General features: G+C 72.2%; 27 protein-coding genes and 1 pseudogene. 12 read left to right on the top strand and 16 right to left on the bottom strand.

The annotated features are described in order from the left end of the window. Window positions 1-48: 48 nt before the first annotated feature. The 10 genes from ACBJ59_RS32075 to ACBJ59_RS32030 all read right to left on the bottom strand — a co-directional run bounded on the left by ACBJ59_RS32075 (window position 49) and on the right by ACBJ59_RS32030 (window position 11,264). Window positions 49-939 (bottom strand): dihydrodipicolinate synthase family protein, encoded by an 891-nt coding sequence (locus tag ACBJ59_RS32075; RefSeq protein WP_375113951.1) that lies wholly within the window; start codon window positions 937-939, stop codon window positions 49-51. Further along, on the bottom strand, window positions 936-2,276 hold the full coding sequence (locus ACBJ59_RS32070) for an aminopeptidase P family protein (protein ID WP_375113950.1): 1,341 nt from the start codon (window positions 2,274-2,276) through the stop codon (window positions 936-938). The genes ACBJ59_RS32075 and ACBJ59_RS32070 overlap by 4 nt, the downstream gene beginning before the upstream one ends. After that, on the bottom strand, window positions 2,269-3,543 hold the full coding sequence (locus tag ACBJ59_RS32065; RefSeq protein WP_375113949.1) for an alpha/beta fold hydrolase: 1,275 nt from the start codon (window positions 3,541-3,543) through the stop codon (window positions 2,269-2,271). The genes ACBJ59_RS32070 and ACBJ59_RS32065 overlap by 8 nt, the downstream gene beginning before the upstream one ends. Further along, on the bottom strand, window positions 3,540-4,352 hold the full coding sequence (locus ACBJ59_RS32060) for an ATP-binding cassette domain-containing protein (protein ID WP_375113948.1): 813 nt from the start codon (window positions 4,350-4,352) through the stop codon (window positions 3,540-3,542). The genes ACBJ59_RS32065 and ACBJ59_RS32060 overlap by 4 nt, the downstream gene beginning before the upstream one ends. Beyond that, a complete protein-coding gene (locus tag ACBJ59_RS32055) occupies window positions 4,349-5,149 on the bottom strand; it encodes an ABC transporter ATP-binding protein (RefSeq protein WP_375113947.1) in 801 nt (266 codons plus the stop codon). The genes ACBJ59_RS32060 and ACBJ59_RS32055 overlap by 4 nt, the downstream gene beginning before the upstream one ends. Then, complete coding sequence (locus tag ACBJ59_RS32050) at window positions 5,146-6,144, bottom strand: ABC transporter permease (RefSeq protein WP_375113946.1); 999 nt, start codon at window positions 6,142-6,144, stop codon at window positions 5,146-5,148. The genes ACBJ59_RS32055 and ACBJ59_RS32050 overlap by 4 nt, the downstream gene beginning before the upstream one ends. Then, window positions 6,141-7,076 carry an ABC transporter permease gene (locus ACBJ59_RS32045; protein ID WP_375113945.1) on the bottom strand — a complete coding sequence of 312 codons (936 nt, stop codon included), beginning with the start codon at window positions 7,074-7,076 and terminating at the stop codon, window positions 6,141-6,143. The genes ACBJ59_RS32050 and ACBJ59_RS32045 overlap by 4 nt, the downstream gene beginning before the upstream one ends. Continuing rightward, entirely contained in the window at window positions 7,077-8,768 is a 1,692-nt protein-coding gene (locus tag ACBJ59_RS32040; RefSeq protein ID WP_375113944.1) for an ABC transporter substrate-binding protein, read from the bottom strand. Beyond that, window positions 8,765-10,684 (bottom strand): glycoside hydrolase family 127 protein, encoded by a 1,920-nt coding sequence (locus tag ACBJ59_RS32035; protein ID WP_375113943.1) that lies wholly within the window; start codon window positions 10,682-10,684, stop codon window positions 8,765-8,767. Before ACBJ59_RS32035 ends, ACBJ59_RS32040 begins: the two co-directional genes overlap by 4 nt. A 208-nt stretch (window positions 10,685-10,892) precedes the next feature. Continuing rightward, window positions 10,893-11,264, bottom strand: a complete 372-nt coding sequence (locus ACBJ59_RS32030; RefSeq protein ID WP_364131459.1) for a hypothetical protein — start codon at window positions 11,262-11,264, stop codon at window positions 10,893-10,895. 193 nt (window positions 11,265-11,457) lie between these two features. On the opposite strand from ACBJ59_RS32030, the gene ACBJ59_RS32025 reads away from it, so the two are divergent. From ACBJ59_RS32025 to ACBJ59_RS32005, 5 genes and pseudogenes are all read left to right on the top strand, one after another. After that, window positions 11,458-12,201 (top strand): hypothetical protein, encoded by a 744-nt coding sequence (locus ACBJ59_RS32025; RefSeq protein ID WP_375113942.1) that lies wholly within the window; start codon window positions 11,458-11,460, stop codon window positions 12,199-12,201. Between the two features lie 36 nt (window positions 12,202-12,237). After that, on the top strand, window positions 12,238-13,116 hold the full coding sequence (locus ACBJ59_RS32020; RefSeq protein WP_375113941.1) for a serine hydrolase: 879 nt from the start codon (window positions 12,238-12,240) through the stop codon (window positions 13,114-13,116). A 13-nt stretch (window positions 13,117-13,129) separates the two neighbouring features. Further along, entirely contained in the window at window positions 13,130-13,657 is a 528-nt protein-coding gene (locus ACBJ59_RS32015) for a hypothetical protein (protein WP_375113940.1), read from the top strand. Continuing rightward, window positions 13,644-13,898: pseudogene (locus ACBJ59_RS32010) on the top strand (aldo/keto reductase); the annotation flags it as partial. The gene ACBJ59_RS32015 and the pseudogene ACBJ59_RS32010, both read left to right, overlap by 14 nt. A gap of 91 nt (window positions 13,899-13,989) precedes the next feature. Beyond that, complete coding sequence (locus tag ACBJ59_RS32005; protein WP_375113939.1) at window positions 13,990-14,679, top strand: aldo/keto reductase; 690 nt, start codon at window positions 13,990-13,992, stop codon at window positions 14,677-14,679. Window positions 14,680-14,776: 97 nt separating this feature from the next. Here ACBJ59_RS32005 and ACBJ59_RS32000 read toward each other — a convergent pair whose 3' ends face one another. Next, a complete protein-coding gene (locus ACBJ59_RS32000) occupies window positions 14,777-15,517 on the bottom strand; it encodes a GntR family transcriptional regulator (protein ID WP_364131444.1) in 741 nt (246 codons plus the stop codon). A gap of 85 nt (window positions 15,518-15,602) precedes the next feature. On the opposite strand from ACBJ59_RS32000, the gene ACBJ59_RS31995 reads away from it, so the two are divergent. After that, the gene (locus ACBJ59_RS31995; RefSeq protein WP_375113938.1) at window positions 15,603-16,415 is read left to right on the top strand and encodes an inositol monophosphatase family protein; all 813 of its coding nucleotides are present in this window, start codon (window positions 15,603-15,605) and stop codon (window positions 16,413-16,415) included. Here the strand turns inward: ACBJ59_RS31995 and ACBJ59_RS31990 are convergent. Further along, window positions 16,378-17,082 (bottom strand): HAD family hydrolase, encoded by a 705-nt coding sequence (locus tag ACBJ59_RS31990; RefSeq protein ID WP_375113937.1) that lies wholly within the window; start codon window positions 17,080-17,082, stop codon window positions 16,378-16,380. The genes ACBJ59_RS31995 and ACBJ59_RS31990 overlap by 38 nt on opposite strands. A gap of 55 nt (window positions 17,083-17,137) precedes the next feature. Further along, a complete protein-coding gene (locus tag ACBJ59_RS31985) occupies window positions 17,138-17,863 on the bottom strand; it encodes a hypothetical protein (RefSeq protein WP_375113936.1) in 726 nt (241 codons plus the stop codon). A gap of 135 nt (window positions 17,864-17,998) precedes the next feature. Here ACBJ59_RS31985 and ACBJ59_RS31980 point away from each other — a divergent pair, with 135 nt between their 5' ends. Together ACBJ59_RS31980 and ACBJ59_RS31975 are read left to right on the top strand one after the other, a co-directional pair. Further along, window positions 17,999-18,835, top strand: a complete 837-nt coding sequence (locus ACBJ59_RS31980; protein WP_375113935.1) for a Scr1 family TA system antitoxin-like transcriptional regulator — start codon at window positions 17,999-18,001, stop codon at window positions 18,833-18,835. Between the two features lie 38 nt (window positions 18,836-18,873). Beyond that, the gene (locus tag ACBJ59_RS31975) at window positions 18,874-19,668 is read left to right on the top strand and encodes an SAM-dependent methyltransferase (protein WP_375113934.1); all 795 of its coding nucleotides are present in this window, start codon (window positions 18,874-18,876) and stop codon (window positions 19,666-19,668) included. Window positions 19,669-19,768: 100 nt separating this feature from the next. Here ACBJ59_RS31975 and ACBJ59_RS31970 read toward each other — a convergent pair whose 3' ends face one another. Then, window positions 19,769-20,422, bottom strand: a complete 654-nt coding sequence (locus ACBJ59_RS31970) for a GntR family transcriptional regulator (protein ID WP_375113933.1) — start codon at window positions 20,420-20,422, stop codon at window positions 19,769-19,771. A gap of 68 nt (window positions 20,423-20,490) precedes the next feature. Here ACBJ59_RS31970 and ACBJ59_RS31965 point away from each other — a divergent pair, with 68 nt between their 5' ends. The 4 genes from ACBJ59_RS31965 to ACBJ59_RS31950 are packed head-to-tail and all read left to right on the top strand — an operon-like array spanning window position 20,491 to window position 24,244. Beyond that, window positions 20,491-21,678 carry a CaiB/BaiF CoA transferase family protein gene (locus tag ACBJ59_RS31965; protein WP_375113932.1) on the top strand — a complete coding sequence of 396 codons (1,188 nt, stop codon included), beginning with the start codon at window positions 20,491-20,493 and terminating at the stop codon, window positions 21,676-21,678. Continuing rightward, window positions 21,675-22,604, top strand: a complete 930-nt coding sequence (locus ACBJ59_RS31960; RefSeq protein ID WP_375113931.1) for an HpcH/HpaI aldolase/citrate lyase family protein — start codon at window positions 21,675-21,677, stop codon at window positions 22,602-22,604. The genes ACBJ59_RS31965 and ACBJ59_RS31960 overlap by 4 nt, the downstream gene beginning before the upstream one ends. 60 nt (window positions 22,605-22,664) lie before the next feature. Further along, window positions 22,665-24,002 (top strand): TRAP transporter large permease subunit, encoded by a 1,338-nt coding sequence (locus ACBJ59_RS31955; RefSeq protein WP_375113930.1) that lies wholly within the window; start codon window positions 22,665-22,667, stop codon window positions 24,000-24,002. Window positions 24,003-24,016: 14 nt separating this feature from the next. Then, window positions 24,017-24,244 (top strand): hypothetical protein, encoded by a 228-nt coding sequence (locus tag ACBJ59_RS31950; RefSeq protein WP_364131420.1) that lies wholly within the window; start codon window positions 24,017-24,019, stop codon window positions 24,242-24,244. A 10-nt stretch (window positions 24,245-24,254) separates the two neighbouring features. Here the strand turns inward: ACBJ59_RS31950 and ACBJ59_RS31945 are convergent, their stop codons facing one another. After that, window positions 24,255-24,896 (bottom strand): TetR/AcrR family transcriptional regulator, encoded by a 642-nt coding sequence (locus ACBJ59_RS31945; RefSeq protein WP_375113929.1) that lies wholly within the window; start codon window positions 24,894-24,896, stop codon window positions 24,255-24,257. A gap of 47 nt (window positions 24,897-24,943) precedes the next feature. Continuing rightward, complete coding sequence (locus ACBJ59_RS31940; protein ID WP_375113928.1) at window positions 24,944-26,116, bottom strand: FAD-dependent monooxygenase; 1,173 nt, start codon at window positions 26,114-26,116, stop codon at window positions 24,944-24,946. Window positions 26,117-26,237: the final 121 nt, after the last annotated feature.

The following is a 26,237-nucleotide window of genomic DNA, read 5'->3' as shown; positions in this document are numbered from 1 at the left end:
AAGGGGAAGGCGGGGGTGACGGGAGCTCACTCCGAGGGGCTCTTTGGGTTAGCGGTAGCCCTTGGCCAGGACCGCTTCGGTGTCGCGGGTGATCCTGGCCGCCGTCTCGGGGGTGAGGGCGGTGCGCGGCGGGCGGCAGGCGCCGCCCTTGCGCCCGGCCAGGTCCATCGACAGCTTGATCGACTGCACGAACTCCGTCTTGGAGTCCCACCGCAGCAGCGGGTGCAGGTCCCGGTAGAGGGGCAGGGCCTTGGCCACGTCGCCGGCCACGGCCAGGTGGTAGAGCTCCACCGTGGCCCGGGGGATCATGTTCGGGTACCCGGCGATCCAGCCGACCGCGCCGGCGATGCCCAGCTCCAGCAGCACGTCGTCCGAGCCGACCAGCAGGTCCAGCCCGGGCGCCAGCTCGGCGATCTCGTACGCCCTGCGCACGTCCCCGCTGAACTCCTTGACCCCGACGATCAGCCCCTCCTGGTGCAGCTCGGCGAGCAGGTCGGGCGTCAGATCCACCTTCGTGTCGATCGGGTTGTTGTAGGCCACGACCGGCAGCCCCGCCCTGGCGACCTCCCGGTAGTGGCCCACGACGGCCCGGCGGTCGGCGCGGTAGGCGTTCGGCGGCAGCAGCAGCACCGACGAGGCGCCCGCCTCGGCCGCCTGCTCGGCCCACCGCCGGGACTCGGCGGCGCCGTACGCGGCCACGCCCGGCATGACGTGGAAGCCCTCCGGCGCGGCCTCGACCGCGGTGCGCACCACGCGGGCCCGCTCCTCGTCGGTCAGCGTCTGGTACTCGCCGAGCGAGCCGTTCGGGCAGACGCCGTCGCAGCCGCCCTCGGCCAGGAAGCGCACGTGCTCGGCGTAGCCGTCGTAGTCGACGGACAGGTCGTCGTGGAAGGGCAGCGCGGTCGCGACATGCACGCCGTGCCACACGGGGCGGGTCATACGTTCTCCTTGTTCCAGTTCTCCAGCCCGCTCGCGTCGATGGGCAGCGCGGCGGACAGGATCTCCGCGCCGTCCGCCGTCACCAGCAGGTCGTCCTCGATGCGCGCGCCGATCCCGCGCAGCTCCGGCGGGACCGTGCGGTCGTGGGCGTGGAAGTACAGGCCGGGCTCGACGGTCAGCACCATGCCCGGCGCCATCCGGGCGCCCTGGTAGGCCTCGTGGCTCGACTGCGCGCAGTCGTGCACGTCCAGGCCGAGGTGGTGGCCGATGCCGCAGATCAGGTAGCGGCGGTGGTGCTGGCCGGTCTCCGACAGGGCCTCGTCCACCGACACCGGCAGCAGCCCCCAGTCGTGCAGGCCGCGCGCGATGACCTCCATGGCCGCGTGGTGGAAGGCGGTGAACGGCCGGCCCGGCGCCACCTGCGCCAGCCCCGCCCGGTGCGCCCGCTCCACCAGGTCGTGCACCTGCCGCTGGGCGGGCGAGAAGGCGCCCGAGGCGGGGAAGGTGCGGGTGACGTCGGCGGTGTAGTGGCTGCGGGTCTCCACGCCCATGTCGAGCAGCAGCAGCTCGCCGTCCAGGACGGGGCCGTCGCAGCGCACCCAGTGCAGGGTGGGGGCGTGCGGGCCGCTGCCCACGATGGAGGCGTAGCCGGGGCCGTTGCCGTACGTCCTGGCGTACCGGTCGAACGTGCCCTGCAGCCAGCGCTCGCCGCCGCCCGCCATCGCGGCCGGGACCTCGGCCAGCACCGCGGCGAAGCCCTCGACCGTGCGGTCCACGGCCTCGCGCAGCTGCCCGACCTCCCACTCGTCCTTGATCATGCGCAGCTCGGCCAGCACCTGCCGCACCTGTTGCGAGGAGTCGGTGACCAGGGCGCCGTCCGGCGGGCCCGGGTAGTCCGGCAGCGGCAGCACCTCGACCCCGAGGGCGGCCGACCACTCGGCGAGCGAGGGAGACGGGCCCACCCACAGCTCGCCGTAGGCGGCGTCGGCGTAGAAGCCGGTGTCGCCGGGGCGGGCGGGCGGCGGCAGGTACAGGGTGGCCGCGCCGTCCCTGACCACGGCCACCGCGTTCTCGGCCGCGCAGCCGGTCAGCCAGTAGAAGTCGCTGTCCACGCGGAAGTCGTAGGCGGTGTCGTTGCTGCGTACGGGAGCCCGGCCGGCCGCCACGACCACCGTGCGGCCGGGCAGGGCGGCGGCGAGCCTGGCCCGGTGGCCGGCGGCGGCCTCGGCGGCCCCGGGCACCAGGCCCGGCTCGCGGGCGGGGGAGTCCCAGCCCTGGGCGATGTACTCGGCGAACGCGGGGATCTCGGACAGCCTGGGCAGCCTGCCGTCACTCACCGGTGATTCCTCCTCCTATGTCGCGTACGAGCTGGGTGAGCCTGGCGAAGACACGTTCCTCGCCGATGCCGTCGTGCTCGTACTCGTTGGTGACCCAGGCCTGGGTGTTGCCGACCCTGGCGGCGGTGTTCAGTTGCAGGCCCGAGTCGACGTACATGTCGTCGAAGTAGACGGCGGCGGCGACCGGCACCTCATTGGCCGCCAGCCGGTCCAGGTCGTACAGCGGCGGCCAGCCGTCCCGCTCGGCGAGCAGCTCGACCGCGCCGCGGAACGGGCGCAGCGCGCGGATCTCCTCGAACATCCAGGGGTAGATCATCTCCCCGGTGAACAGCAGCGGCCGGGCGTCCTCGGCGAAGGCGGGGTGCCGGGCGCGCTCGCGCTGCGCCGCCCACGCGGTGGCGCCGGGGCCGGAGCCGTAGATGCTCTCCTGCAGCGCGGCGAACAGCGGGTTGTCGGCGTAGGAGGAGCGGGCCAGCACCTGGTGCAGGAACGTCTCCGGCAGTTCCGGCGATTCGTCCAGCAGCCAGTGCATGCGCTCGTAGCCCGGCTTCATGCCGAAGTCGATGCCCAGCGACTGCAGCCGCCGCACGGTGAGGGTGTCCCCGTCGGGCAGCAGCACGTCGCCCTCGGCCAGCCGGTCGGCCAGCCGCGCCGTCGTCTCCACGTGGTGCGGGTAGCGGCGGTAGAACTCGGCGTTCTTGGCCGCCACCCGCGGATAGGTGCGCCGGTAGACCTCCGCGGCGTCCGGGTCCAGCGACGGCAGGCCGCCCGCCACGTAGCAGGCGCTCAGCCCCTCGGGCGCGTTCGACAGGTACGTCAGCGTCAGGAAGCCGCCGTAGCTCTGCCCCAGCGTCGACCAGCGCCGCCCGCCGAACACCGTCCTGCGCAGGTGCTCGGCGTCGGCCACGATCGAGTCGGCGCGGAAGCGGGCCAGGTAGCCGGCGCCCTCCTCGGCGCCGAGCGCGCTCATCACCCGGCCGTCGATGCGGGAGCTGCGGCCCGTGCCCCGCTGGTCCAGCAGGACCACCCGGTAACTCTCCAGCGCCCGGCCCAGCCAGCCCGACGTGCCGACCGGCCGCGGGCCCTTGCCGCCCGGCCCGCCCTGGAGGTAGAGCAGGCAGGGCAGGTCCTCGCCGTCGCGCGCCGGGTCGACCAGCTCGCGGGCGAACACCGTGATGGTCGCCTCGGGGTCGGCCCAGTCGAGCGGCACCCGCTCGACGTGGTCGCGCACCCGCATGCCGGGGATCGTGTAAGTCGCGGTGATCAAGACCTCTCCCTCCTGCGGCGGTCCCACTCCGGGTTGATCCGGGGGATGGCCGCGAGCAGCGTGCGCGTGTACTCGTCCCGGGGATCGCCGAACACCTGCTCCGTGGAGCCGAGCTCGACGATCCGCCCCTTGCTCATGACCGCGACCCGCTGCGCGATCTGCCGCACCACCGCCAGGTCGTGGGCGATGAACACGTAGCTGAAGCCGCTCTCGCGCTGCAGCCGCCGCAGCAGCTCGATCACCTGTGCCTGCACCGACACGTCCAGCGCCGAGACGGCCTCGTCGCAGATCACCAGCTTGGGGTTGACGGCCAGCGCGCGGGCGATCCCGATGCGCTGCGCCTGCCCGCCGGAGAACTGCGCGGGGTAGCGCAGCGAGTGGTCGGGGTTCAGCCCGACCCGCTCCATCAGCTCCTTGGCGTGCGCCCGGCGGCTGCCGTTGGGCGCGATGCCCTGGTAGACCAGCGGCGCCATGAGGATCCGCTCCACCGTGTGGCGGGGGTTGAGCGAGGAGAACGGGTCCTGGAAGACGACCTGGACGTTGCTCCGGAAGCGGGCCAGCGCGGCCCCCTTGGCGTCGGTGACGTCCTCGCCCTCGAACTCGAGGGTGCCCTCGGTCGGGTCCGTCAGCTTGGCGATCATGCGGGCGGTGGTCGACTTGCCGCTGCCGGACTCGCCGACCACGGCCAGCGTCTCGCCCAGCCGCACCTCGAAGCTCACCTGGTCCACGGCGGTGAACGCGGCCTTGGTCCCGAGGGGCCCGCGGGAGACGAACCGCTTGGTCAGGCCCTCGGCCCGCAACAGCGTCATGCGTTCACCTCGTCGTCGATGCGGGGGATGCTCTCCAGCAACATCCGGGTGTACTCGTGCCGGGGCTCGGCGAAGATCTGCTCGGCGGTGCCGTACTCGACCTGCTCGCCCCGCCGCATCACCAGCACGCGGGTCGCGATCGAGCTGATCACGGCCAGGTCGTGGGTGATGAACACCATCCCGGTGCCGCTCTGCCGCCGCAGGTCGGCCAGCAGGCGCAGGATCTGCGCCTGCACGGTGACGTCCAGCGCCGTGGTCGGCTCGTCGGCGATCAGCAGCTCGGGCCCGCACACCAGCGCCATCGCGATCATGATGCGCTGCCGCTGCCCGCCGGAGAACTGGTGCGGGTAGTAGTCGATCCGCCGCTCCGGCTCCGGCAGGCCCACCTGTTCGAGGGCCTCGATCGCGACCTGCCGCGCCGCCCTGCGGGAGCGGTCGCGGTGCGCGCGGTACATCTCCTCGATCTGCAGCCCCACCGTGTAGTACGGGTTCAGCGACGACAGCGGATCCTGGAAGATCATCGACATCTGGTCACCGCGCAGCCGCCGCAGCTCCCGGTCCGGCCGGCCGAGCAGCTCCGCGCCGTCCAGCCGGATGCTGCCGCTGGCCCGCGCGCCCTTGGGCAGCAGACCCATGATCGCCAGGCTGGTCATCGACTTGCCGGACCCGGACTCGCCGACGATGCCGACGGTCTCGTCCCGGCCGACGGTGAAGGACACATTCCTGACCACCTCCACCGGGCCACGCGTGGTCGGGAAGGTGACGGTGAGGTCCTCCACCACAAGCAGTTCGCTCATCGGGCCGTGATCCTCACTCTCGGGTCCAGCCTCGTGTAGACGAGGTCCACCACCACGTTGCCGACCACCACGAAGAACGCCGCCAGCAGCGTCACCGCCATGATCACCGGCTGGTCGTTCTTGGCGATGGAGTCGGCGGCCATCTTGCCCACCCCGTTCAGCCCGAACACCGTCTCGGTGATCAGCGCGCCGCCGAGCAGCGCGGCGAAGTCCATGCCGAAGATCGTCGCGATCGGCGTCAGCGCCGGCCGCAGCGCGTGCCTGCGCATGGTCAGCCCCGGGCTCAGACCCTTGGACCTGGCCGTGCGCATGAAGTTCTCCGCCAGGGTGTCGATCACGTTGGCGCGGGTGAGCCGGGCGTAGAGGCAGGCGTAGCCGGTGGCCAGCACGATCCACGGCATCAGGTACGACTGGAACCACACCACCGGGTCGTCCCCGAACGCCACCGCCTGCGGGAACGGCAGCACCTGGAGCCGCACCACCAGCACGTACTGCAGCGCCAGCGCCAGCACGTAGTTGGGGATGCTGGAGCCGCCCAGGGCCAGCCCCATCGCGGTCCGGTCCCACCAGGTGCCCTCCTTGACCGCGCTGAGCAGCCCCGCGAGGATCCCGACGAGCAGCCACAGCACCGCCGCGCCGATCGCCACCGTGGCGCTGACCGGCAGCCGCTCCACCACCATCTCCATCACGGACTGGTTGGTCTGGAAGCTGTAGCCCAGGCACGGCGCGGCGCAGTGGACCAGGTTCGCGCCGTGGCCGTAGTCGCGCCCGGCGAAGATGCCGCCGAGGAAGCCGAAGAACTGCGTCAGGAACGGCTGGTTCAGGCCCAGCACGTCGCGGATCTGCTCGATGCGCTCGGGCGTGCAGGTCTTCCCGCAGATCATGACCGCCGGGTCCGGCTGGATCGTGAAGAACAGCAGGAACGTGAACAGGCACACCAGGAACAGGATCACCACGACGCCGGCGAGCCGGCCGGCCACGTAACGGGCCATCATGACGCCTCCCCCGCGTCGAAGGCCGCCCGGATCCGGTCGCCGAGCACCGTCAGCGACAGCACCGTGAGGAACAGGAACGCGCCGGGGATCGCGAAGTACATCGGATCGACGGCGTACCAGCCGACCGAACTGGAGATCATCTGACCCCACGACGGGGTGGGCGGGGTCACGCCGACGCCCAGGAACGACAGGCCCGCCTCGGTCCCGACGTACCCGGGCACGGCGAGGGTGGTCATCACGATGAGGGAGCTGCGCAGGTTCGGCAGGACCTCCTTGAACACCAGCGCTCCCGTGGAGGCGCCGGAGGCCCGCGCGGCCTCCACGAACTCCCGGTTGACCAGCGTCAGCGTCTGCCCGCGCACCACCCGCGCCAGGTACGGCCAGCCGAACACGCTGATCACCGCGACCAGCAGCACCGGCCGGTTGCCCTGCGGCAGCGCGGACAGGACGGCGATCATGAAGATGAGCGCGGGGAAGGCCATCAGGAAGTCCATGACCCGGCAGATCACCTGGTCCACCCAGCCCTGGTAGAACCCGGCCAGCATGCCCAGCACCACGCCGAGCAGCGTGGTGAGCGCCGTGGCCGAGGCCGCGATGATCAGTGAGACGCGGGCGCCGTAGGCGATGCGGACCAGGATGTCGCGGCCGTTCTGCGGCTCGACGCCGAGCAGGTGCTCGGCGCCGATCCCGCCGAGCGAGCCGTGCGGCACCCCGCCCAGGTCGGTGTCGACCGCGGCCATGTCGAATTCGTTGGGGCCGTGCCCGGTGATCGCGCTGATGAGCGGCGCGCCGATCGCCATCAGGACGATCAGCGCGAGGTACGCGCCGCTGACCACCGCGCCCCGGTCACGCAGCAGCGCGCGCGTGACCCGCCGGCCCGAGGTGGCGGGCGTGCCGCCCGCCACCTGCTGTGGATGAGCTGCGACGGTCATCTACTTCGTCGGCTTCGCCAGCCCGACGGAGACCAGGTCCACGCCGCCGGAGTAGGAGTCGGTCTGGTAGGCGCCCGCGATGTTGGCGCCGTTGACCAGGATCAGCTTCTCGTAGGCCAGCGGCACGACCGGAGCCAGCTCCATGATCTGCTTGTCCAGCTCGCCGTAGGCCGCGTTGGCCTGCTCGACGTCGGTCATCGCGGCGATCTCGTCGATCTTCGCGTTGATGTCCTTGTCGTTGAGCTGGGCGAGGTTGGAGTTGCCCTTGGCGGTGATGTTGCGGCCGTCGAACAGCGGTGGCAGGAACGTCGCGCCGGAGGCCCAGTCGGGGCACCAGCCGGTCACGGCCATGTCGTTCTGCTTCGCCGGGGTGCCGATGACCTCGTAGTACGTCGAGGTGTCGATGTTGTTGATCTTGACGTCGATGTTCACCTGCTTGAGCGCCTCCTGGATGGCGACCGAGACCGCCGCCATCTTCGGCTGCGCCCGCGTGTCCAGGGTCAGCGAGAACCCGCCCGACAGGCCCGCCTCGGCCAGCAGCTTCTTGGCCTGCTCGACGTTGTAGGGGTACGGGTCGTAGTCCACCCGGCCCGCGACCGTGGGCGGCTGGATCGAGGTGCCCTTGGCCGCCAGCGTCGACCCGCCCATGGCGGCCACGACGGTGTCCTTGTTGATCGCGTGGTTGATCGCCTGGCGCACCCGTACGTCGCTCAGGTGCTCCTTGGTGGTGTTCATGCCCATGTAGGTCGTGCAGCCGTTGAGCCCGGACAGGGTGCGTGCCTTGATCTGCGGCGTCTGCACCCGCGCCACGGTCGCCGCCTGGATGCTCTGGCCGAGCGCGTCGGCGTCGGTGCCCTGCCCGGCCAGCATGCGCTCGTCGATCGTGGCCGGGTCCAGGCCGAACGTCCACTCGAACGCGTCCGGCCTGGCCGTCCGCACGGTGTCGGTCTCCGGCTTCCACTGCGGGTTGCGCACCAGCTTGAGCGAGGCGTTGCGCTGGTAGCTCGCCACCTTGTACGGCCCGCTCGCGATCGGCTTGCTGTCGAACGCGGCCCCGGCTCCGGTGCCCTTGGGGAACGGGGTGAAGTTCGCCAGCGCCAGCGCGCTCGGGAAGTCGGCGAACGGCTTCTTGAGGTGGATGACGACCGTCTTGTCATCCGGCGTCTCGATCGTGTCGAGGTCGCCCGACAGGTACGGGCCCTTGTAGTCCTTGGGCGCGTCGAGCAGCAGCTTGCCGTACGGCGAGCCGATCCCCGCCTCCGGGTCGAAGGCCCGCGAGAAGCCGAACTTGACCGCCTCGCTGGTGATCGGCGTGCCGTCCTCGAAGAACAGGTTGTCCTTCAGGGTGAACGTCCACGTCTTGGCGTCGTTGGATGGTTTGCCCGTGTCGGTCGCCAGGTCGGCCACGATCTTCGTGCCCTCGGCACCCGGCCCCGCGCCGAACGTCGTCAGACCCCGGTAGATGAGCCGGTAGAAGTTATTCACACCGCCGTCGAAGCCGCGTACCGGGTCCAGGTGGGAGAAGTCCGCATTGGCCAGGACGTGAACCGTACCGCCCGTCGCGGGCTCTGCCGCGGACCCGCTCGCGCCGCCGCCGCCGGTGGCGGGTGCGGCGGCGCCGCCTCCTCCGCACGCGGTGAGCGCCAGCGCGGCGGTCATGGTGACGCTCGCGAGCGCCGCCTTTCTCCTCATGTCGCCTTCTTTCCGGTTGTCATCGGGGTCCTGACCCAGACCCGCATGGCTTCGGGGCCGCGGTTGCCCCAGAGGAAGTAGGGGACGAAGGTCGCGGTGACCGTCGTCTCCGGGAGCGCCTGCTCCAGCGGCAGCTCCGGGTAGAGCTCCGCGGGGGGCGGGGGAGCGGCGCAGGCGGTCACGCCGAGCACGACCGTCCCGTCCCGCCGCTCGATGTTCGCGTTCACAATCTCCGGCACGCCGACGACCAGGTCGTCGACGGCGGCCGCCGGGCTGTCCTGCTGCTCGACGCAGTAGACCAGCGGGCCGCGGGCCACGGCGACCGCGCCCCTGGTGGCGTCGAGGTAGGGGTGCGAGCCGTGCGCCCGGACCGGCATCGGCAGGGTGAGCCGTACCTCGTCGCCCGCCGACCAGCGGCGCTCGACGGCCAGCCAGCCGTCCTGCGGGTCGCCGGCGTGCGGCTCGCCGTTCACGGTGACCGTGGCGCCGCGCGCCCAGCCCGGGATGCGCAGCACCAGCGCGTACGGGCCGTCCGCCGCGCGCTCGACCGTGAGCCGCACGTCGCCGTCCCACGGGTAGGCCGTCTCCATCGCCAGGCCCAGCCCCGCCGACTCGATCCGGGCCGAGGCGTAGGAGGCGACCAGCAGGGCGCCGTCCCGCTCGGCCGCCAGGTAGTCGGCGAGCTGCGCCATCCAGCGCACGATGTTCGGCGGGCAGCACGGGCAGCCGAACCAGGCGCGGCGCAGCGGCTCCCCGCCGTCCTCGGCGCCGCTGCGCTGCTCGTGGTCGGGGCGGCGCTGCAGCGGGTTGTCGTAGAAGAACGCCTTCCCGTCCGCCGACAGGCCCACGGCGTAGGCGTTGTAGAGCACGCGCTCGAACACGTCGAGGTACTTGGCGCCGTCGGTGGCCAGGAACATCCGCCACGCCCACTGCATGACGGCGATGGCCGCGCAGGTCTCGCTGTAGGCCCGCTCGGACGGCAGCTCGTAGCGGTCGCCGATCGCCTCGTCGGAGTGGCGGCTGCCCAGCCCGCCCGTGACGTACAGCTTGGCCGCCACCATGTCGTCCCAGAGCCGCTCCAGCGCCTCGAACAGCGACCGGTCGCCGGTCTCCAGGAACACGTCGGCCGCTCCGGCCGCCAGGTACGCCATGCGCACCGCGTGCCCGGTCACCGAGGGCAGCTCGCGGAAGGGGAGGTGGTCCTGGAAGTAGTCGCCGGGGAAGATGCTGTGCTTCAGCTGCCCCGCGCCGCGCCGGTCCACGAACGCGCCGGCCAGGTCGAGATAGGCGCGCTCGCCCGTCTCCCTGAACAGCTCGACCAGCGCCATCTCCACCTCGGGATGCCCGCACACCCCCGCCTCGGCGAACCGCTCCACCACCAGGTCCGCGAAGCGGCCGGCCACGCGCAGCAGCCGGTCGTCGCCCATCCTGCGCCCGGCGGCGACGGCGGCCTGGATGAGGTGGCCCAGGTTGTACAGCTCGTGCCCCCAGGCCAGGTCCTCCCACGGCTTCCTGGTCGCGGCCGGGTCCTGGAAGAAGGAGTTGAGGTAGCCGTCCTCGGCCTGGACCCGCTCGAGGAGGCCGACGACCTCCTCGTAGAACTCCCGTACCGGCTCCGGGGCGTCGCCGTCACCGAGCTCGTACGCCAGACCCTCCAGGGTCTTGTACAGGTCGGTGTCCAGGAAGGGGTAGCGGCCGCGGTACGGCGCCGGGTCCTGCTCCAGGAGGCGGCTCAGGTTGGCGACGTTGCCCGCCGCGCGGAGCTGCTCGATGGTGTGCGGGATTGTGGCCGTGCTGTTGCGTCGCTGCCAGTGGTGGAGCAGACCACCGGTGATGCGCGCGCCCGGCACCGGTCGTACGGCCCCGGAGGCCGTTCGTACGGCGCCGGCCAGCGGCTTGACCTGCTTAGACGTCATGAACCTTCCCAGTAATGTGTGGCATTGCACTGAACCATAGGTGTCTGGGAGGTGTGTTGCCAAGGGTTACGGGCTTACGTAAAAGGAACGTAACCCGTCCGGAACGGGCGGGTATGGCGCCGGGCAAGCCGCCCGGAAACGCCGGACGCCCGCCACAAGGGCGGGCGTCGCTGCCGGTTGACCTGCGATGATGCGGGCGCGGGCGTGGTCACGCGGGCATGGGCCGCCAGGCCGCCCAGTCGATGCGGACCCGCTCGTGCCGCTGCGGGTCCACCTTGACCGGCACCACCGCGCCGGGTGCCACCACGCCCATGGGGATGCGCGGCAGCGACTGCCGGTGCGTCACCCGGTACGCCTGCCCGCCCTCCAGCCGGACGCCGAGCACGAAGGCGACCACCGGCTGCCCGTTCACCGTCATGCCGGTGTCGCCCATCGACTCGACCACCGCCTGCGCGGGGATGCCGGTGGCCAGCAACCGCTGCCCGTTCCGCGCGATGATCAGGAACGGTAACCCGACGCACGCCAGGATCAGCATCGTCCCGCCCGTGATCGCCACCGACAGCCAGATTCCCGTGCTCACGACTTTCTCCCCAGTTCTCCTCCCTCGCAGGAGGCGCATTTCCGGATCTTCCGGAGATGTTGTAACCAGGGGGGATTGCACGCGGCTTGATCGCCGGTTGCACGGTCGCTCGCGGACTGAGTAGCGCCTACTCAGGCGTCCGGCACCGGACCGCGCTCTACTGGCGGCTGTCCACACGAGTGCGGAGGCCAAGATGCACGATCACGACCACCACAAGGAGACGTTCGACGTCCACGGGATGCTGCTGTTCGGCGAGGATCCCCTGTACTTCTCGCACCTGCCGATGTTCGAGCACCCGGCCCACCGCTTCCAGGTGCTCATGGAGGTCGACTTCCGCCCCGACGTACGCGAGATGGTGCGCCGCGACCTCAAGGCGGCCGACGGCATCCACACCTTCGTGCCCGAGGCGTTCGACATCCTCGACCTCGACCCGGCCGCCGGCGGCGGGCCCGCCAGGACGGCCGTGGCCGGCACCATCCACCGGGGGCACTTCGAGCGCGGCGGCACCCCGATCGCCGAGGGCGTCACCGCCCGGGTCGCGCGGGTGGCGCTCTTCGAGCGGCTCGATCCCGGGCGGCGTCACGACGACGGAAGGCCGCTGACGTACGTGTGCTTCGGCCGGGCCGGCGGGCTGCACCTGGCGCACGTGATCACCGCCCGTCCCGACTTCGACCAGGTCCTCGCGGTCCGGATCGTGCCCGGCACCGTCCGCCCCGGCCCCGGCCCGCAGGTGCCCGGGGACGTGCCGGGCGAGGACTTCGAGCGGCCGGTGCCCGTGACGGTCGGGCGGCTGGACATGCCCCGGCGGCGGCTCGTGGCGGGTGACATGGTGGAGGGGTCGTTCTTCCCAGGCGTGTCGCGTACCGGGAGCCACGGCTTCACCGCGCAGGTGGAGGTGGTGCGCGAGATCTACATGGAGACGGGCGATCTCGTCTGATCCGTCGCCCCGACAGAATGGATCAAGGAGGTGGTCGTGGAGATCCGGGAACTGCTGGCCGGTGCGGGATGCGACGGGTGGCTGTGCGTCATGGAGATCGATGGCGACGGCGAGGTGCACGCCGGCAGCGACGAGCCCGTCGTGGCCGCGTCCGTGTTCAAGGTGATCGTCGCGCTGGAGGTGTTCCGGCAGGCGGCGGCGGGGGAGCTGGACCCGCGCGAGCGCGTACGCGCCCGCCCCGGCGAGACCACGCTCGGGCCCACCGGCATGTCGGTGTTCGCCGACGAGGCCGAGGTGTCGGTGCGCGACCTGGTCACGATGATGCTGACGATCAGCGACAACGCGGCCACCGACCTGCTCGTCGAGCGCGTCGGGCTCGACCGGATGGCCGCGACGCTGGCGGAGCTGAAGCTGGCGGGCACCGCGGTGCCGTACTCGCTGGGCGGCCTGCTCGACTCCATCGCCGTGGACGTGGGCCTGGCCACCTGGCGCGAGCTGATGGCGGCCCACCACCCCGCCGGGCCCCCTGACGAGTTGCTGCACGCCTCCCGCGCCCTGCGCCCCGAGCACTCGATCCGCACCACGGCCGGCGACATGGCCCGGCTACTGAAGCTGATCTGGCTCGACCGGGCCGGGCCCGCCGAGGCGTGCGCGAACGTGCGCGCGGTCATGGGGCAGCAGATCACCAGGCACCGGCTGGCGACGGGGTTCCCGGACGACGTGCGCGTCGCGGCCAAGAGCGGCGGGCTGTTCGGCGTCGTGCGCAACGAGGTGGGGGTCATCCGGTTCCCCGACGGGCGCCGGTACGCCGCCGCGGTCTTCACCCGCGCCCACCGCCCCCGCGCCGGCGAGAACGCGATCAACGCGGTCATCGGCACCGTCGCCGCCGCGGCCGTGGCCTCGCTGCGCCGCTGAGTACATTTTCCTGATGCGACGCGTATCCGTGGTGGGGAACACCGGCTCCGGCAAGTCCACGCTGGCCCGGGCGCTGGCCGGGCGGCTGGGCGTGCCGTGGCTCGAACTCGACTCGATCTTCCACATGCCGGGCTGGACCCCGCGGCCCCGGGAGGAGTTCCGGGCCGAGGTCGAGCGGTTCACGGCCGCCGACGGGTGGGTGGTGGACGGCAACTACTCCGCCGTACGCGATCTGGTGTGGTCGCGCGCCGACACCGTGGTCTGGATCGACCTGCCCCGGCGCACCGTGATGCGCCGGCTCCTGAACAGGACCCTGCGGCGCATGGCGACCGGCGCCGAGCTGTGGAACGGCAACAAGGAGTCGTTCCGCTTCCTGCTCGACAAGGACGAGTCCATCATCCGCTACGCCTGGCTCAACCACGCGGCCTACCGCGCCCGTTACCGCGAGGCCGCCGCCGACCCGGCCAACGCGCACCTGAGGTTCGTACGGGTCGCCTCCCGTGCCGACGCCGAACGACTCACGCGGAATGACAGAAATTGAAATCTGTCATCTCAAGGTGCATACTTCTCGTATGAGAACTTTGGGTACTGGCGGGCCGGCCGTGTCCGACCTCGGCCTTGGCTGCATGGGGATGTCCGACATGTACGGGCCGGCCGACCGGGCCGAGTCCATCGCCACCATCCACGCCGCGCTCGACGCCGGCATCAACCTGCTCGACACCGGCGACTTCTACGGCATGGGCCACAACGAGCTGCTCATCGGCGAGGCGCTGCGCGGCCGGCCGCGCGACTCGGTGCGGATCAGCGTGAAGTTCGGGGCGCAGCGCGACTACGACGGCAACTGGCTCGGCTACGACGGCCGGCCCCGCGGCCGTGAAGACCTCGCTCGCCTACACGCTGCGCCGCCTGGGCACCGACTACGTGGACGTCTACCGGATGGCGCGGGCGGACCCGGCCGTGCCGATCGAGGAGACGGTCGGGGCCATCGCCGAGGAGGTGCAGAAGGGGCGCGTACGGCACATAGGGCTGTCCGAGGCCGGCGCCGAGAGCATCCGGCGGGCCCACGCGGTGCACCCGATCGCGGACGTGCAGCTCGAATACGCGCTGCTGACCCGGGGGATCGAGCGGGAGATCCTGCCCGCCTGCCGCGAGCTCGGGATCTCCGTGACCGCGTACGGGGTGCTGTCCCGGGGGCTGATCAGCGGGCACTGGCGCAAGGACCGCGAGCTGGCCGCCGGCGACTTCCGCGCCACCAGCCCACGCTTCTCCGGCGACAACCTCGCGCACAACCTGGGGCTGGTGGACGCGCTGCGGGCGCTCGCCGAGACCAAGGGGGTCACGGTCGCGCAGCTGGCCATCGCCTGGGTGCTCGGGCGGGGCGCGGACATCGTGCCGCTGGTCGGCGCGCGCACCCGGGAGCGGCTGGCCGAGGCGCTGGGCGCGCTCGACGTGACGCTGACGGAGCGGGACCTGGCCGCCATCGAGGCCGCCGTCCCGCAGGACGCCGTCGCGGGCACCCGCTACGGCGAGGCGCAGATGGCCCACCTCGACAGCGAGCGCTGACCACCCGCCCGCTCGGTGGGCGCGCAGCGTTCGGCGAGGGGTGCAGCGTTGGCGAGAGGCGCAGCGTTCGGCGGGCGGCCCGGCGTTCGGCGAGGGCTCAGCGTTCGATGAGCGTGACCTCGAGGGAGTAGTGCGAGGCGCGGTAGACGTGCGAGCCGTGCTCGACGGCCCGGCCCTGGTCGTCGTACGTGGTGCGGATCATCGTCAGCAGCGGCGCGCCGCGGCGCTCCTCCAGCAGTCGGGCCTCCGCCTGGGTGGCGGATCGTGCGCCGATGCGCTGGTTGGCCACCCGCATCCGCACGCCCGCCCCGCGCAGCAGCTCGTACAGGCCGCGTCCCTCCAGATCCGCGGCGCTGAGCTGGGCCAGGCCCGGCGGCAGCCAGTTGTGCAGCACGGCGAGCGGCTCGCCGGCCGCGAAGCGCACCCGCTCCAGGTAGAGGATCTGGGAGCCGGGCTCCACGCCCAGGACCCGGGCGATGTCCTCCTCCACCGGCCGCGTCTCCAGGGCCAGCACCTGCGTGGCCGGCTCCTGCCCCGCCCTGCGCAGGTCGTCGTACAGGCTGGTCAGCTCGACCGAGCGCTTGACCTGCCCGTGCACCACCTGCGTGCCGACGCCGCGCTTGCGCACCAGCAGGCCCTTGTCCACGAGATATTGGATGGCCTGCCGGATCGTGGGCCGCGACAGGCCCAGTTTGTCGGCCAGCAGGATCTCGTTGTCCAGCCGCGAGCCGGGCGCGAGATCACCCCGGCGGATGGCCTCGGCGATCTGCTCGGCCACCTGGAAATAGAGCGGCACCGGGCTGGATCGGTCCAGGTCGATGCCCAGGTTCGCGGTCATGCTGATCAGCTTAACCGAGGTCAGAATGTCCAGACAAATGAGTCATGGCGTGTGCGGCGGGCGCACGGGAGGTAGAGGAGAGGGCATGGACGCGACATACCTGCTCGACACCGCCACCGAGGCGGCCAGGGCCGTCGGCCCCCGGCTGCGCGCCGCCTTCAGGTCCCGGCCGGGCGTGGCCACCAAGCGCGACTTCCACGACCCGGTCACCGAGCACGACCGGGCCGCCGAGGACACCATCCGCTCCGTCATCGGCGCCCGGGCCCCGCACAGCGCGATCGTCGGCGAGGAGGGCGGCACGACCGGCTCCGGCGACCTCGTCTGGTACGTCGACCCCATCGACGGCACCGCCAACTTCGCCGCCGGCCTGCCGTTCTTCTGCGTCTCCATCGCCGCCGCCGTCCGCGGGGAGCTGGTGGCGGGCGTCGTGTACGACCCCGTACGCGGCGACGAGTTCACCGCCACCACCGAGGGCGCCTGGTGCAACGGCGAGCCCCTGCGCAGCGCGGGCGCGACCGGCGACCGGGAGGCCATGCTCCTGTCCAGCTACCCGACCCCGCTCGACCTGGACGAGGACGGCGACGTGGCGCTGCGCCGCTACGGCCGCTTCCTGGAGTCCTTCTCCGCCGTCCGCAAACCCGGCAGCGCCGCACTCAAGCTCGCGCACGTCGCCGCCGGCTGGTCGGACGCCGCCTACGGCACCCGCTCCCACCCCTGGGACGTGGCGGCCGGAGCCCTGCTGGTGCGCCGGGCAGGCGGCGTCTACCTGGGGGATCCGCTGGTCAAGGGGGACTATCTGGCGCATGTGGGCGGGTTCGACCTGGAGCGCTCGGTGCTGGCGGAGGTGGCGCCCCGGGAGCTCAGCCCAGGACAGCCGCCAGCTCCGCCAGTGAGGTGATGCGGGGGAAGCCGGCGGGCGCGGGGTCGCTGCCGTGGCGGTCAAGCCAGACCGAGCGCATCCCGGTCACCGCCGGGCCTGTCACGTCATTGGTCACGTCGTCGCCCACCAGCAGCACCTGCCGCGGCTCCAGCCCGAGCGCCGCGGCGGCAGCCGTGTAGGAGGCGGGCGCGGGCTTGAAGCAGCCGCCGAGCACCTCGCCCGTCAGCACCGGCCCGACCAGGCCGTCCAGCCCGATCGCGCGGACCTTGTCCTCCTGCATCCGCTGCGCGCCGTTCGTCAGGACCCCGAGCGCGAACCCGCCCAGCCCCGCCACCGCCTGCGCCACGTCCGGGAAGGCGGCCCAGTTCCGGCGGTAGCGGGCGGCGAAGTCGGCGTAGGCGGCGTCGAGGTCGTCCGGTACGGGGACGGCCAGCTCCGCGCACAGGGCGGCCAGGCGCAGGCGCCGCTGCTCCTGCACCGAGCACCTGCCCGCCTGCCACATCGCCAGGTAGGGACCTTCGAGCTCGGCCCAGAGCCCGGCCACCTCGGCCAGGCGCGGATGGCCGGGCGAGCGGTCGGCGAACCAGGACACGATGCCGGTGTCGGCGGCCGTGCGGTGGTCGAGCAGGGTGCCGTCGAGGTCGAACAGGATCCCCTTGACGCCGGCCGGCGCGGGCGCGGTCACCGGGCGGCCCCGGCGTCAGGAACGGCACCGGTCGCGGCGTGGGTCGCGGGCGTGGTCACCGGGCGGTTCCGGCGGCGATGCGGGCCGCCGTCTCGCGGGGCGGGTAGCCGAGGGTGAGGCCGCGTACCGACAGGGGGGCCTGCGCGAAGAGGGCCTCGGCGTCCTCCGTCAGCACGTAGTCCAGCGCCGGCGAGCGGGACCGGTGCGCGTCCAGCGCCGCCGACTCCCGCTCGGCCAGCTCCCGGGGCAGCGCCTCCTGGTAGTCGGCGATCAGCGCGTCCAGGTCGAAGAGCTGGGAGTACCGCTCCGAGGTGCCCGCCACCACCCGCACCAGGTCGCCGTCGTGCTTCGCGTGGTAGACCAGGTTCGTCCCGCCGCTCTTGGCGAACCAGCGCAGCGCCTCCGGGGCGGGCAGCGTGAAGGCGCCGTACGGCTTGCGCCCGTACAGCAGGGCCTCGGCGATCCACCGGTCGCACCACAGCTCGTCGCGGTAGGGCGCCGGTGAGCGAGGGTCGACGGTCAGGCCCTGGGCCAGCACCGGGTTCCAGGCCGACACCAGCGGGCTGCTGAAGCGCGGCATGCGCGGACCGCGCCACTGGCTGAGCGCGTAGCCGTACCATACGGTGACGACCTCGACCCGGAGCCTGGGCAGGGGGCGCTCGTAGGTGCCGTTCATGATCTGGCCGCCGTCGGGGTGCCGCCATGGGCCGGGCGTGATGTCCGCATCTGTGGGGACCGGGGGAGTCCGGTAGTCGGGATGGAGAATCCACGCGTCCGCCACAGTCTCTGCCTTTCCGATTGGGCGTATGCATTACGTGTCAGACCACTAGAGTGGCAATCGTGCATCACCCGTCACTCCGTTGCAATAGACCAGGTGTAAACGCTGATTTTTGTCATCGGCGGTTGTGACAGACGTATGCAGTTAAGCGTTGTAGCGGCCCGGCTCTCCTCGTTGCGGGCCGGGAGCAGCCTGTCGATGAAGTCCGCGGCCGAGGCCGCCGGGCTCAACACCTCCACGATCTTCCGCATCGAGCACGGGCTCGTGGCGCCGCGCGAGGCCACCGTGCGCACCCTCCTGGAGCTGTACGGCGAGGGCGAGCACGCGCCCCGGCTGCTGTCGCTGCTGCGGGAGGAGCGGGTGCCCGGCTGGTACGACGCGCCCGGGGTGCCGCTGGGGCTGTCGGCGTTCCTGGAGTTGGAGGACCAGGCGCAGGTGATCTACACGTACTGCCCGCACCAGGTGCCCCCGCTGCTGCAGACCCCCGCGTACGCCCTGGCCGCCGCGCCGGCCACCCTGCCGCCCGGGGCCACGTACGAGCGGGCCGCCCACGCCGCCGGGCTGGTCGCGGTCCGGCAGAAGGTGCTCGACCGGCACCGCGGGCCGCACCTGTGGGCCCTGCTCGACCGGCCCGCGCTGCTCGACCCGCCGCTGTCCCGGCCCGAGGACCGGGTGGCGCAGCTCGACGCGCTCGCCTTGGCCGCAAAGCAGCCGCACATCGCGGTGCAGATCTCCCGGCCCGCCGCCGAGAGCGGCTACCTCTACCAGGGGCCGCCGTTCACGCTGCTGCGCTTCCCCGACCGGGACCGTCCGGACGCGCTGGTGCTGCACCTGCTGCACGCCCCGGTGGTGGTCGAGGACCGGCGGCGGGTCGAGGAGCACCAGCAGGCGTTCGCCCGGCTGTCCCTGTCGGCCTACCCCGTGGACGCCACATCCGAGGTGCTGGAAGGGGTACGCGCTACGCTTTCCGGCTGACAGGATGAAATCTGGTCGATCGGGACGGAGGTCACCAGGTGCCCAAAGACGACAGTCCGGTCGTGTCCCTCGCCGGGGCCAGCAGCGCCCGCATGTACGACGCCGCCCTGCGCGGGAAGCAGAACTTCAGCGCCGACCGCGAGGCGCTCGAGCTGGCCGAGCGGCTCAGCGCCGACGCCGCCACCGCCCTCGTCGCGCACCACCGGCACGTGCACCGGGTGGTGCGGCACCTGGCGGGTCGGGGGGTGGACCAGTTCGTGCTGTACGGGACCGGCCTGCCCAGCACCGGGCAGGCCCACGAGACCATCCACGCGGTGTTCCCGCCGGCCAGGGTGGTGTACGCCGAGCAGGACCCGTACATGCTGGCCCACGCCCAGGCGGTCACCGCCAAGGGCAGTGACCGGGTCAGGGTCGTGGGCTGCGACCTGGCCGACCCGGCCGGGCTGCTGGACGACCCCATGGTGCGGACGTTCGTGGACTGGGCCGAGCCGGTGGCGGTGGGTGTGCTGTCGGTGCACGAGATCCCCATCGGGGACACCGCCTGGGCGGCGGCGCTGCGCCGGTCGATGGCGGCCGGGAGCCATCTGTGGCTGACCGCGCTCAGCATGGACGCCTACGACGAGGAGATGCGCGCGGCGGTCTCGGCCGCCAACCGGGACCTGGGGCTGACGGTGCACTTCCGGCGCCGGGAGCAGGTGCTGGCCCTGTTCGGCGGGCTGGAGCTGCTCGATCCCGGCCTGGTGTGGGCGCCGCAGTGGCGGCCGGACGGGAACGAGGCGCCTGTCGCGCCCGAGCGCACGGCCTGGCTGGCCGGCGTCGCCCGCGTCGGATAACCGGATCGCGCGAGCCCGCGCTCTCCCCGATCGCGCGAGCCCGCGCTCTCCCCGCTTGCCCCGGTCTGCCGTGCGCGCCGGTCCGGCGGTTGCGTGGGGGTCAGTGGTGCCGGCGGAACTCGCCGGCGCGGCGTACGTGGTCGATCATGATGCGTTCCGCGCGCTCCCCGTCGCCCGCCTCCAGCGCGGCCAGGATGCCCTCGTGCGCCGCCAGCTGCACGTTGACCTGCGTCTCGTCCAGCCACAGCGACGCCTCGGCCGGCACCGGGAAGCTGTTGCGCACCGACCTGGCGTGCTCGCCCAGGAAGGCGGGGCCGCCGATGTCCACGATGCGCAGGTGGAAGCGCAGGCTCTGCTCGCCGAGCCGCTCGTGCCTGCCGTGCGCGGCGTCGTCCGCCATGGAGGTGTGCAGCTCGCGCAGCGCGGCCAGCTCCTCGGGGGTGATCCTGGCCGCGGCCAGGCGGGCGCCCAGGCCCTCGACGACCGAGCGCACCCCGTAGTACTCGGCCAGCGCCTCGTCCCCCAGGTCCACCACGGTCGCGCCGTGATGCGCCTCGTAGCTGATCAGCCGGTCCTTCTCCAGCCTGCGCAGCGCCTCGCGGACCGGCGTGACCGAGACGCCGAGGCGCTTGGCCACCTCCCCGGCCCGCAACGCCGTCCCTCCGGGGATCCGCGCGCTGCGGATCTCGTCGAGAAGCACGCTGTAGACGTACTCGGCCTTGCTCATGGGCGGCCGCGGCTCGCTGGTTGACATGTCCCCAAGTGTCGCGCATAACGGTCATTCGGTTGACCTATGACATATTTCTTATAAGTTACATGCTTATGACGAGCCTCGACGGCCTGCGGGTCATCGACGCGGCGACACTGTTCGCCGGTCCTTCCGCCGCGATGATGCTGGGCGACTTCGGCGCCGACGTGATCAAGATCGAGCATCCCCGCCGCGGCGATCCCTCGCGCGGCCACGGCGCCTCCGTGGACGGGGTGGGCCTGTGGTGGAAGACGCTGTCGCGCAACAAGCGCACGGCAGCCGTGGACATGTCGCGCCCTGAGGGGCAGGACATCCTGCGCCGCCTGGCCGAGCGGTCCGACGTGCTGATCGAGAACTTCCGCCCCGGCACCCTCGAACGCTGGAACCTGGCCCCCGAAGACCTCCTCGAGCTCAACCCCCGGCTGATCGTGGCGCGGATGACCGGGTTCGGGCAGTTCGGGCCGATGGCCAAGCGACCGGGCTTCGGGACGCTGGCCGAGGCCATGAGCGGCTTCGCGGCCATGACCGGGGAGCCCGACGGGCCGCCGACGCTGCCGCCGCTGGCCCTGGCCGACGGCATCGCGGGCCTGGCCATGTCGTACGCCATCATGGTCGCCCTGCGCGCCCGCGAGCAGACCGGGCGCGGGCAGGTCATCGACCTGGCCATCATCGAGCCGATCCTGGGCCTGCTCGGGCCGCAGATGAGCGCGTACAAGGCGCTGGGGGTGGTGCCGAAGCGCACCGGCAACCGCTCCAGCAGCAACGCGCCGCGCAACACCTACCGCACCCGCGACGGCCGCTGGCTGGCGATCTCCACCAGCGCCCAGCCCATCGCCGAGCGCGTGGTCACCCTCGTGGGACGGCCCGACCTGGTGGCGGAGCCGTGGTTCGCCAGCGGGCACGGCCGGGTGCAGCACGTGGACGAGCTGGACGAGGCGGTCGCCTCCTGGATCGCCGAGCGGGACGCCGACGAGGTCATCGCCAGGTTCGAGGAGGTGCAGGCCGCGGTCGCGCCCATCTACGACGTCACCGACCTGGCCGAGGACCCGCAGTACGCGGCGCTGGGCACGTTCGTGGAGGTGCCGGACGAGGAGCTCGGCTCGGTCACCATGCAGAACGTCCTGTTCCGCATGTCGGACACGCCGGGCGAGATCCGGTGGCCGGGGCGGCCGCTCGGCCGGGACACCGACGAGGTGCTCGGCGAGCTCGACTACTCCGGCGAGCGGATCGCCGCCCTGCGCGCGGACGGGGTGATCGCGTGACCACCTCCAACCCCGTGACCTGGCTGTATGTGCCCGGCGACCGGCCCGAGCGCTTCGCCAAGGCGGTGGCGTCGGGCGCCGACGTGGTCATCATCGACCTGGAGGACGCCGTCGCCCCCGTCAGGAAGGACGAGGCCCGCCGGAACGCCGTCGCCTACCTCCGCGACCGGCCGGACGTGAGCTGCCAGGTGCACGTGCGGGTCAACGACCCGGCCACCGCCCGCGGGCGCGCCGACGTGGCCGCCGTCGGGGACCTCGCCGACGCCGTACGGCTGCCCAAGGTCGAGTCGGCCGCCGTGATCGACGCCCTGCCCGGCGCGGCGCCCGCGTACGCGCTGCTGGAGTCGGCGGCCGGGATCGTCGCGGCCGGGGAGATCGCCGGCCACCCGCGCGTGGCCGGGGTGGCGCTCGGCGAGCAGGACCTGTCCGCCGAGCTGGGCATCACCGACGAGCAGGCGATGAACCACCTCAGGCTCCAGGTCGTCCTCGCCGCCGCGGCGGCCGGGCTGCCGCCGGTGCCCATGTCCGTCTACCCGGACATCAAGGACGAGGCCGGCCTGCTGGCGTCCTGCCGGGTGGGCCGCGCGCTCGGGCTGTTCGGCAGGACCGCGATCCACCCGCGCCAGATCCCCGCGATCCGGCGGGCGTTCCGGCCGACGGAGGAGGAGGCGGCCAGGGCCGCCGAAGTCGTGGCCGCGGCGGAACGGGCCGAGGCGGCCGGCATCGGCGCGGTGGCGCTGCCCGACGGCCGGTTCGTGGACGCCCCCATCGTGGCCAGAGCCCGCCGCACCGTCGACCTGGCCCGCCGCCTCGCCGACCCCCCGCCGTCCGACTCCCCGCCGTCCGCCCCCCTGCCGTCCGACCCCCTACCGTCCAACCCTCTGCCGTCCGACCCGCCGTCCGACCGGCCGGTGTCCGGCACCTGACCGAAGGCGCGAACGGCGCGCCGATCACCCCCAGCTCGTCCCCATCGGAGGTCATACGCCATGGGAATCGCCGTATGGGCGCTCATCGCCTACATCGCCATCATCGTCGTCTGGAACGGCGTGCTGAAACGCAACATCGGTGAGGCGATGCTCATCGGTTTCGCCGGCGTGTGCCTCTTCGGCGGCACCGGGTTCTTCACCCTGGCCTGGGCGGGCATCGCCGACGCCATGGCCGAGGAGGTCGTCTTCGCCGCCCTGGCCTTCGTCTTCATGGGTTACCTGCTCACCAGGCTGGGCCTCATCCAGGAGCAGGTCACGGTCCTGAACTCGATCTTCGGCCGCCTGCGCGGCGGCGCCGGGTACGTCTCCACCTCCGCCGCCGCGCTGCTCGGCGGCCCCTCCGGATCCGGGTCCGGCATCTCCGCGTCCGTCGGCTCGGTGACCATCCCGTGGATGATCCGGTCGAACTGGCGCCCCGACCTGGCCGCCTCGCTGGTGGCGGGCAACGCCGGGCTGGGCATCTCGATCCCGCCCAGCTCGTCGATGTTCCTGCTGCTGGGCTCGGCCGCCGTGGCGCCCGTGCTGACCGCCGACCAGCTCTTCGTGCCGGCTCTCGTGGGCGGGCTGTGGACGGTGGCGTACCGGTTCGTGGTGGTGTTCGTGTGGGTGCGCAGGCACCGCATCGCGGCGGCCGACGCGGCCGATCTCGTGCCGCTCCGCGCGGCGCTGCGGGCGGGATGGACGTCGCTGCTGGTGTACGCGGGCATTCTCGTCCCGGTGCTGATGACGCTGGACTTCGGCGTGGCGCTGCTGGAGTCGCGGGTCGGCGAGGCGGCCGACGACATCAGCATCGTCGTGTGGATCCCGGTGCTGACGGTGCTGGCCACGTTCGCGGTGGCGTGGAGGCGGCTGCCGCGCACCGCGCGCGCCTGGAACGAGTTGCTCGGCGAGATGGCCCCCCGGTACGCCGTCATCGGCGCGACGCTGTTCTTCGCCTTCGCGGCCGCCGCCAGCCTGGGCGAGCTGGGCCTGGTCGACCAGCTCACCGCGATCATGAAGGGGCTGGACGCGCCGGCCGTCGTCATCGCCACCCTCGTCGGCCTGCTGCTGGTCATCATCGCCGCGCCGCTGACCGGCACCGCCACGATCGCCGCCGTCGGCGGGGTGGCCTTCAGCGCGCTGACCGCGGCCGGGGTCGCCCCCGCCGCCGCGGCCACCGCCATCATGATCTTCGCCTCGACCGAGGGCGCGTCCCCGCCGGGCGCGGCCCCGATCTACATCGCCAGCGGCATCGCCCAGGTGGACCCGGCCAGGACGTTCGGCCGGCTGATCGTCTGGTTCGTCATCCCGACCCTGGTCCTCGGCGTGCTGGTCGCGACCGGCGTGCTGCCGATCTGAGAGGAGGTCCCGTCGTGAAGAGCCTCATCATGATCCTGTTCAAGGCCGGCCTCGTGCTGTTCCTCGTGCTCGGCGTCGCGGTCGTGCTGCTCCAGGTGGCCGGTCTCGTCGCCGGGAGCCCCGGCCTGGTCTCCGGCGCGGTGTCCGCGCTCGGCATGGCGATGACCGTCTCGGCCGGGGTGACCGGGCTGCTCGGCTTCGTGATGTCGTACCTCTACCACTGGAAGACCGGCGAGGACTGAGGCGGGGAGGCTACGCCTGCGGGGCCCACCAGCGGGCCGAGAGCTCCTCGTCCTCGGGCGGCGGGCCGGGCAGGTCGCGGTGGGCCGGCGGCACCCGCAGCGAGTCCATCATCAGCGTCAGGTAGCGGTGGCGGAGCTGCACCGTGCGCTCCTCGCCGCCCAGCTTGATCGAGGCGATCTGCTCGAACAGCAGCGCGATGTCGGCCACCGTCACGTCCGGCCGCAGCACGCCCGCCTCCACCGCGCGGTGGTGCACGTCGGTGGCCACGACCGAGGCGCGGACCGCGTCGCGGCCGAGCTCCTCGGTCGGCGTGAACGTGCCCGCCAGCTTGATCGTCAGTGAGTTCGTGTCGGCGTCCACGATGCCGCGCAGGTAGCCCGCGAACGCCTCCCACGGATCGCCGTCGTCGGCCAGCGCCCGCTCGGTGACCTCGATGTACAGCTTCAGCCCGTCGCCGCACAACTTCTGCAGCAGGGCCTCCTTGCTGGGGTAGCGGCGGTAGAGCGCGCTGATCCCGACGCCCGCCTTCTCGGCCACGGCCGCGATGGGGGCGCCGGGGTCGGCGGTGAAGACCGCCCGCGCCGCCTGGAGGATCAACTCGTCGTTACGCGCGGCCTGCGCCTTGCGGCCGCTCATGGGTGCGCTGGTCATGAACCCCAGTGTACGGGAACGTAAGATTCCGTTCTACTGTCCGGCGGTCAGCGGGCCCGGGTGAACTTCGAGCCCAGCCGCCACAGTTGCTCGGTGAGCTGGCCGGTGCGGTAGAACAGCCGCGGCGGGACGTACGGGAGCAGCCGCGAGGTCCGGTTGTCGAGCAGCGCGATCACGTGCTGCACCGGCAGGTCGATGTAGCGCGGAAGGTTCTCGTACCACCGGGCGCTGAGGCGGGCCGCCCGCTGCGGGACCTTGATCGCGGCCCTGCGCAGCCGGTCGTAGCGGGCCAGCGCCGCTTCCAGGTCCGGCTCCCCGTACAGCGCGTCGACCAGGAAGGCGGCGTCCCCCAGAGCGAGCACGGTGCCCGCGCCGACGGAGTAGTGCGTGGTGTGCGCGGAGTCCCCCAGCAGGGCCAGGTTGCCGTGGTACCAGGTCCGGTTGGTCAGGGTGCGGAAGTTCAGCCAGTTCGCGCCGCCGTCGGACTGCGTACGGCCGATGAGCCGGTGGCCGTCGAGCACCTCGGCGAAGAGCTTCTCCAGCACGCCCAGGCTGTCGGCCTCGTTCGCCTCGTGGAGCCCGAGACCCCGCCAGGTCTCGGGAGAGCACTCGACCACGAGCGTGCTGCCCTCGTGGCTGTAGCCGTAGCCGTAGCACCAGATCCAGCCGTGCGGCGTGTCGACGAAGGCGAAGACGAAGGCGTCGAAGACCTTGGTGGTGCCGAGCCAGACGTACTTGTTCTGCCCGACCTCGACCTGGGTGCCGAAGTGGTCGGCGTGGCGCTCGCGCAGCACGCTGTTGATGCCGTCGCCGGCGATGACCAGGTCGGCGTCGGCCAGCTCGGCCTCGTCGGCGATCTCGTGCTCGAACTCGACGCGCACGCCGAGGGAGCGGGCCCGCTCGGCGAGGATCTCGAGCATCCGGTGCCGCCCGATGCCGTAGCCCTGGTCGCCGTGCTCGATCGTGACCTTCGCGCGTTCGTGCAGGTCCACGACCCAGCTGTCCCAGGAGACCGAGCTCTCGCGGATGGCGTGCGCGGTCTCGGGGTCGACGCCCTGCAGGAACTCGAGCAGCTCGCCCCAGTAGGTCACGCCCCAGCCGTACGTCGAGCCGACCGGGTTCCGCTCGTAGACGGTGATCTCATGGGCCGGGTCGACCCGCTTCATCAGGATCGAGAAGTACAGGCTGGCGGGTCCGCCGCCGGCGCAGGCGACCTTCACAACAGCTCCCTACTATACGCAAAGTAACCAATCTATAGCAGAGAGTATCAGTCGGCCCGTAGGGTGAGGCGACCCCGACCGGCTGGGACGCCGGTCATGAGATGACCAATTTTCGGCGGCG

The sequence above is a fragment of the Nonomuraea sp. MTCD27 genome (assembly GCF_041950495.1).
Taxonomy (GTDB): Bacteria; Actinomycetota; Actinomycetes; order Streptosporangiales; family Streptosporangiaceae; genus Nonomuraea.
This window is presented reverse-complemented; position numbering and strand designations above follow the sequence as displayed.

Excerpts from the sequence above, each read along its gene's own strand:
- ACBJ59_RS31965 (WP_375113932.1), top strand. The coding sequence starts at position 20,491 with ATGACGAGCCTCGACGGCCTGCGGGTCATCGACGCGGCGACACTGTTC.
- ACBJ59_RS31945 (WP_375113929.1), bottom strand. The coding sequence starts at position 24,896 with ATGACCAGCGCACCCATGAGCGGCCGCAAGGCGCAGGCCGCGCGTAAC.
- ACBJ59_RS32035 (WP_375113943.1), bottom strand. The coding sequence starts at position 10,684 with ATGACGTCTAAGCAGGTCAAGCCGCTGGCCGGCGCCGTACGAACGGCC.
- ACBJ59_RS32075 (WP_375113951.1), bottom strand. The coding sequence starts at position 939 with ATGACCCGCCCCGTGTGGCACGGCGTGCATGTCGCGACCGCGCTGCCC.
- ACBJ59_RS31980 (WP_375113935.1), top strand. The coding sequence starts at position 17,999 with ATGCAGTTAAGCGTTGTAGCGGCCCGGCTCTCCTCGTTGCGGGCCGGG.
- ACBJ59_RS32050 (WP_375113946.1), bottom strand. The coding sequence starts at position 6,144 with ATGATGGCCCGTTACGTGGCCGGCCGGCTCGCCGGCGTCGTGGTGATC.
- ACBJ59_RS31970 (WP_375113933.1), bottom strand. The coding sequence starts at position 20,422 with ATGTCAACCAGCGAGCCGCGGCCGCCCATGAGCAAGGCCGAGTACGTC.
- ACBJ59_RS32060 (WP_375113948.1), bottom strand. The coding sequence starts at position 4,352 with ATGACGCTGTTGCGGGCCGAGGGCCTGACCAAGCGGTTCGTCTCCCGC.
- ACBJ59_RS31955 (WP_375113930.1), top strand. The coding sequence starts at position 22,665 with ATGGGAATCGCCGTATGGGCGCTCATCGCCTACATCGCCATCATCGTC.
- ACBJ59_RS32025 (WP_375113942.1), top strand. The coding sequence starts at position 11,458 with ATGCACGATCACGACCACCACAAGGAGACGTTCGACGTCCACGGGATG.
- ACBJ59_RS32015 (WP_375113940.1), top strand. The coding sequence starts at position 13,130 with ATGCGACGCGTATCCGTGGTGGGGAACACCGGCTCCGGCAAGTCCACG.
- ACBJ59_RS32045 (WP_375113945.1), bottom strand. The coding sequence starts at position 7,076 with ATGACCGTCGCAGCTCATCCACAGCAGGTGGCGGGCGGCACGCCCGCC.
- ACBJ59_RS32000 (WP_364131444.1), bottom strand. The coding sequence starts at position 15,517 with ATGACCGCGAACCTGGGCATCGACCTGGACCGATCCAGCCCGGTGCCG.
- ACBJ59_RS32055 (WP_375113947.1), bottom strand. The coding sequence starts at position 5,149 with ATGAGCGAACTGCTTGTGGTGGAGGACCTCACCGTCACCTTCCCGACC.
- ACBJ59_RS31995 (WP_375113938.1), top strand. The coding sequence starts at position 15,603 with ATGGACGCGACATACCTGCTCGACACCGCCACCGAGGCGGCCAGGGCC.
- ACBJ59_RS32040 (WP_375113944.1), bottom strand. The coding sequence starts at position 8,768 with ATGAGGAGAAAGGCGGCGCTCGCGAGCGTCACCATGACCGCCGCGCTG.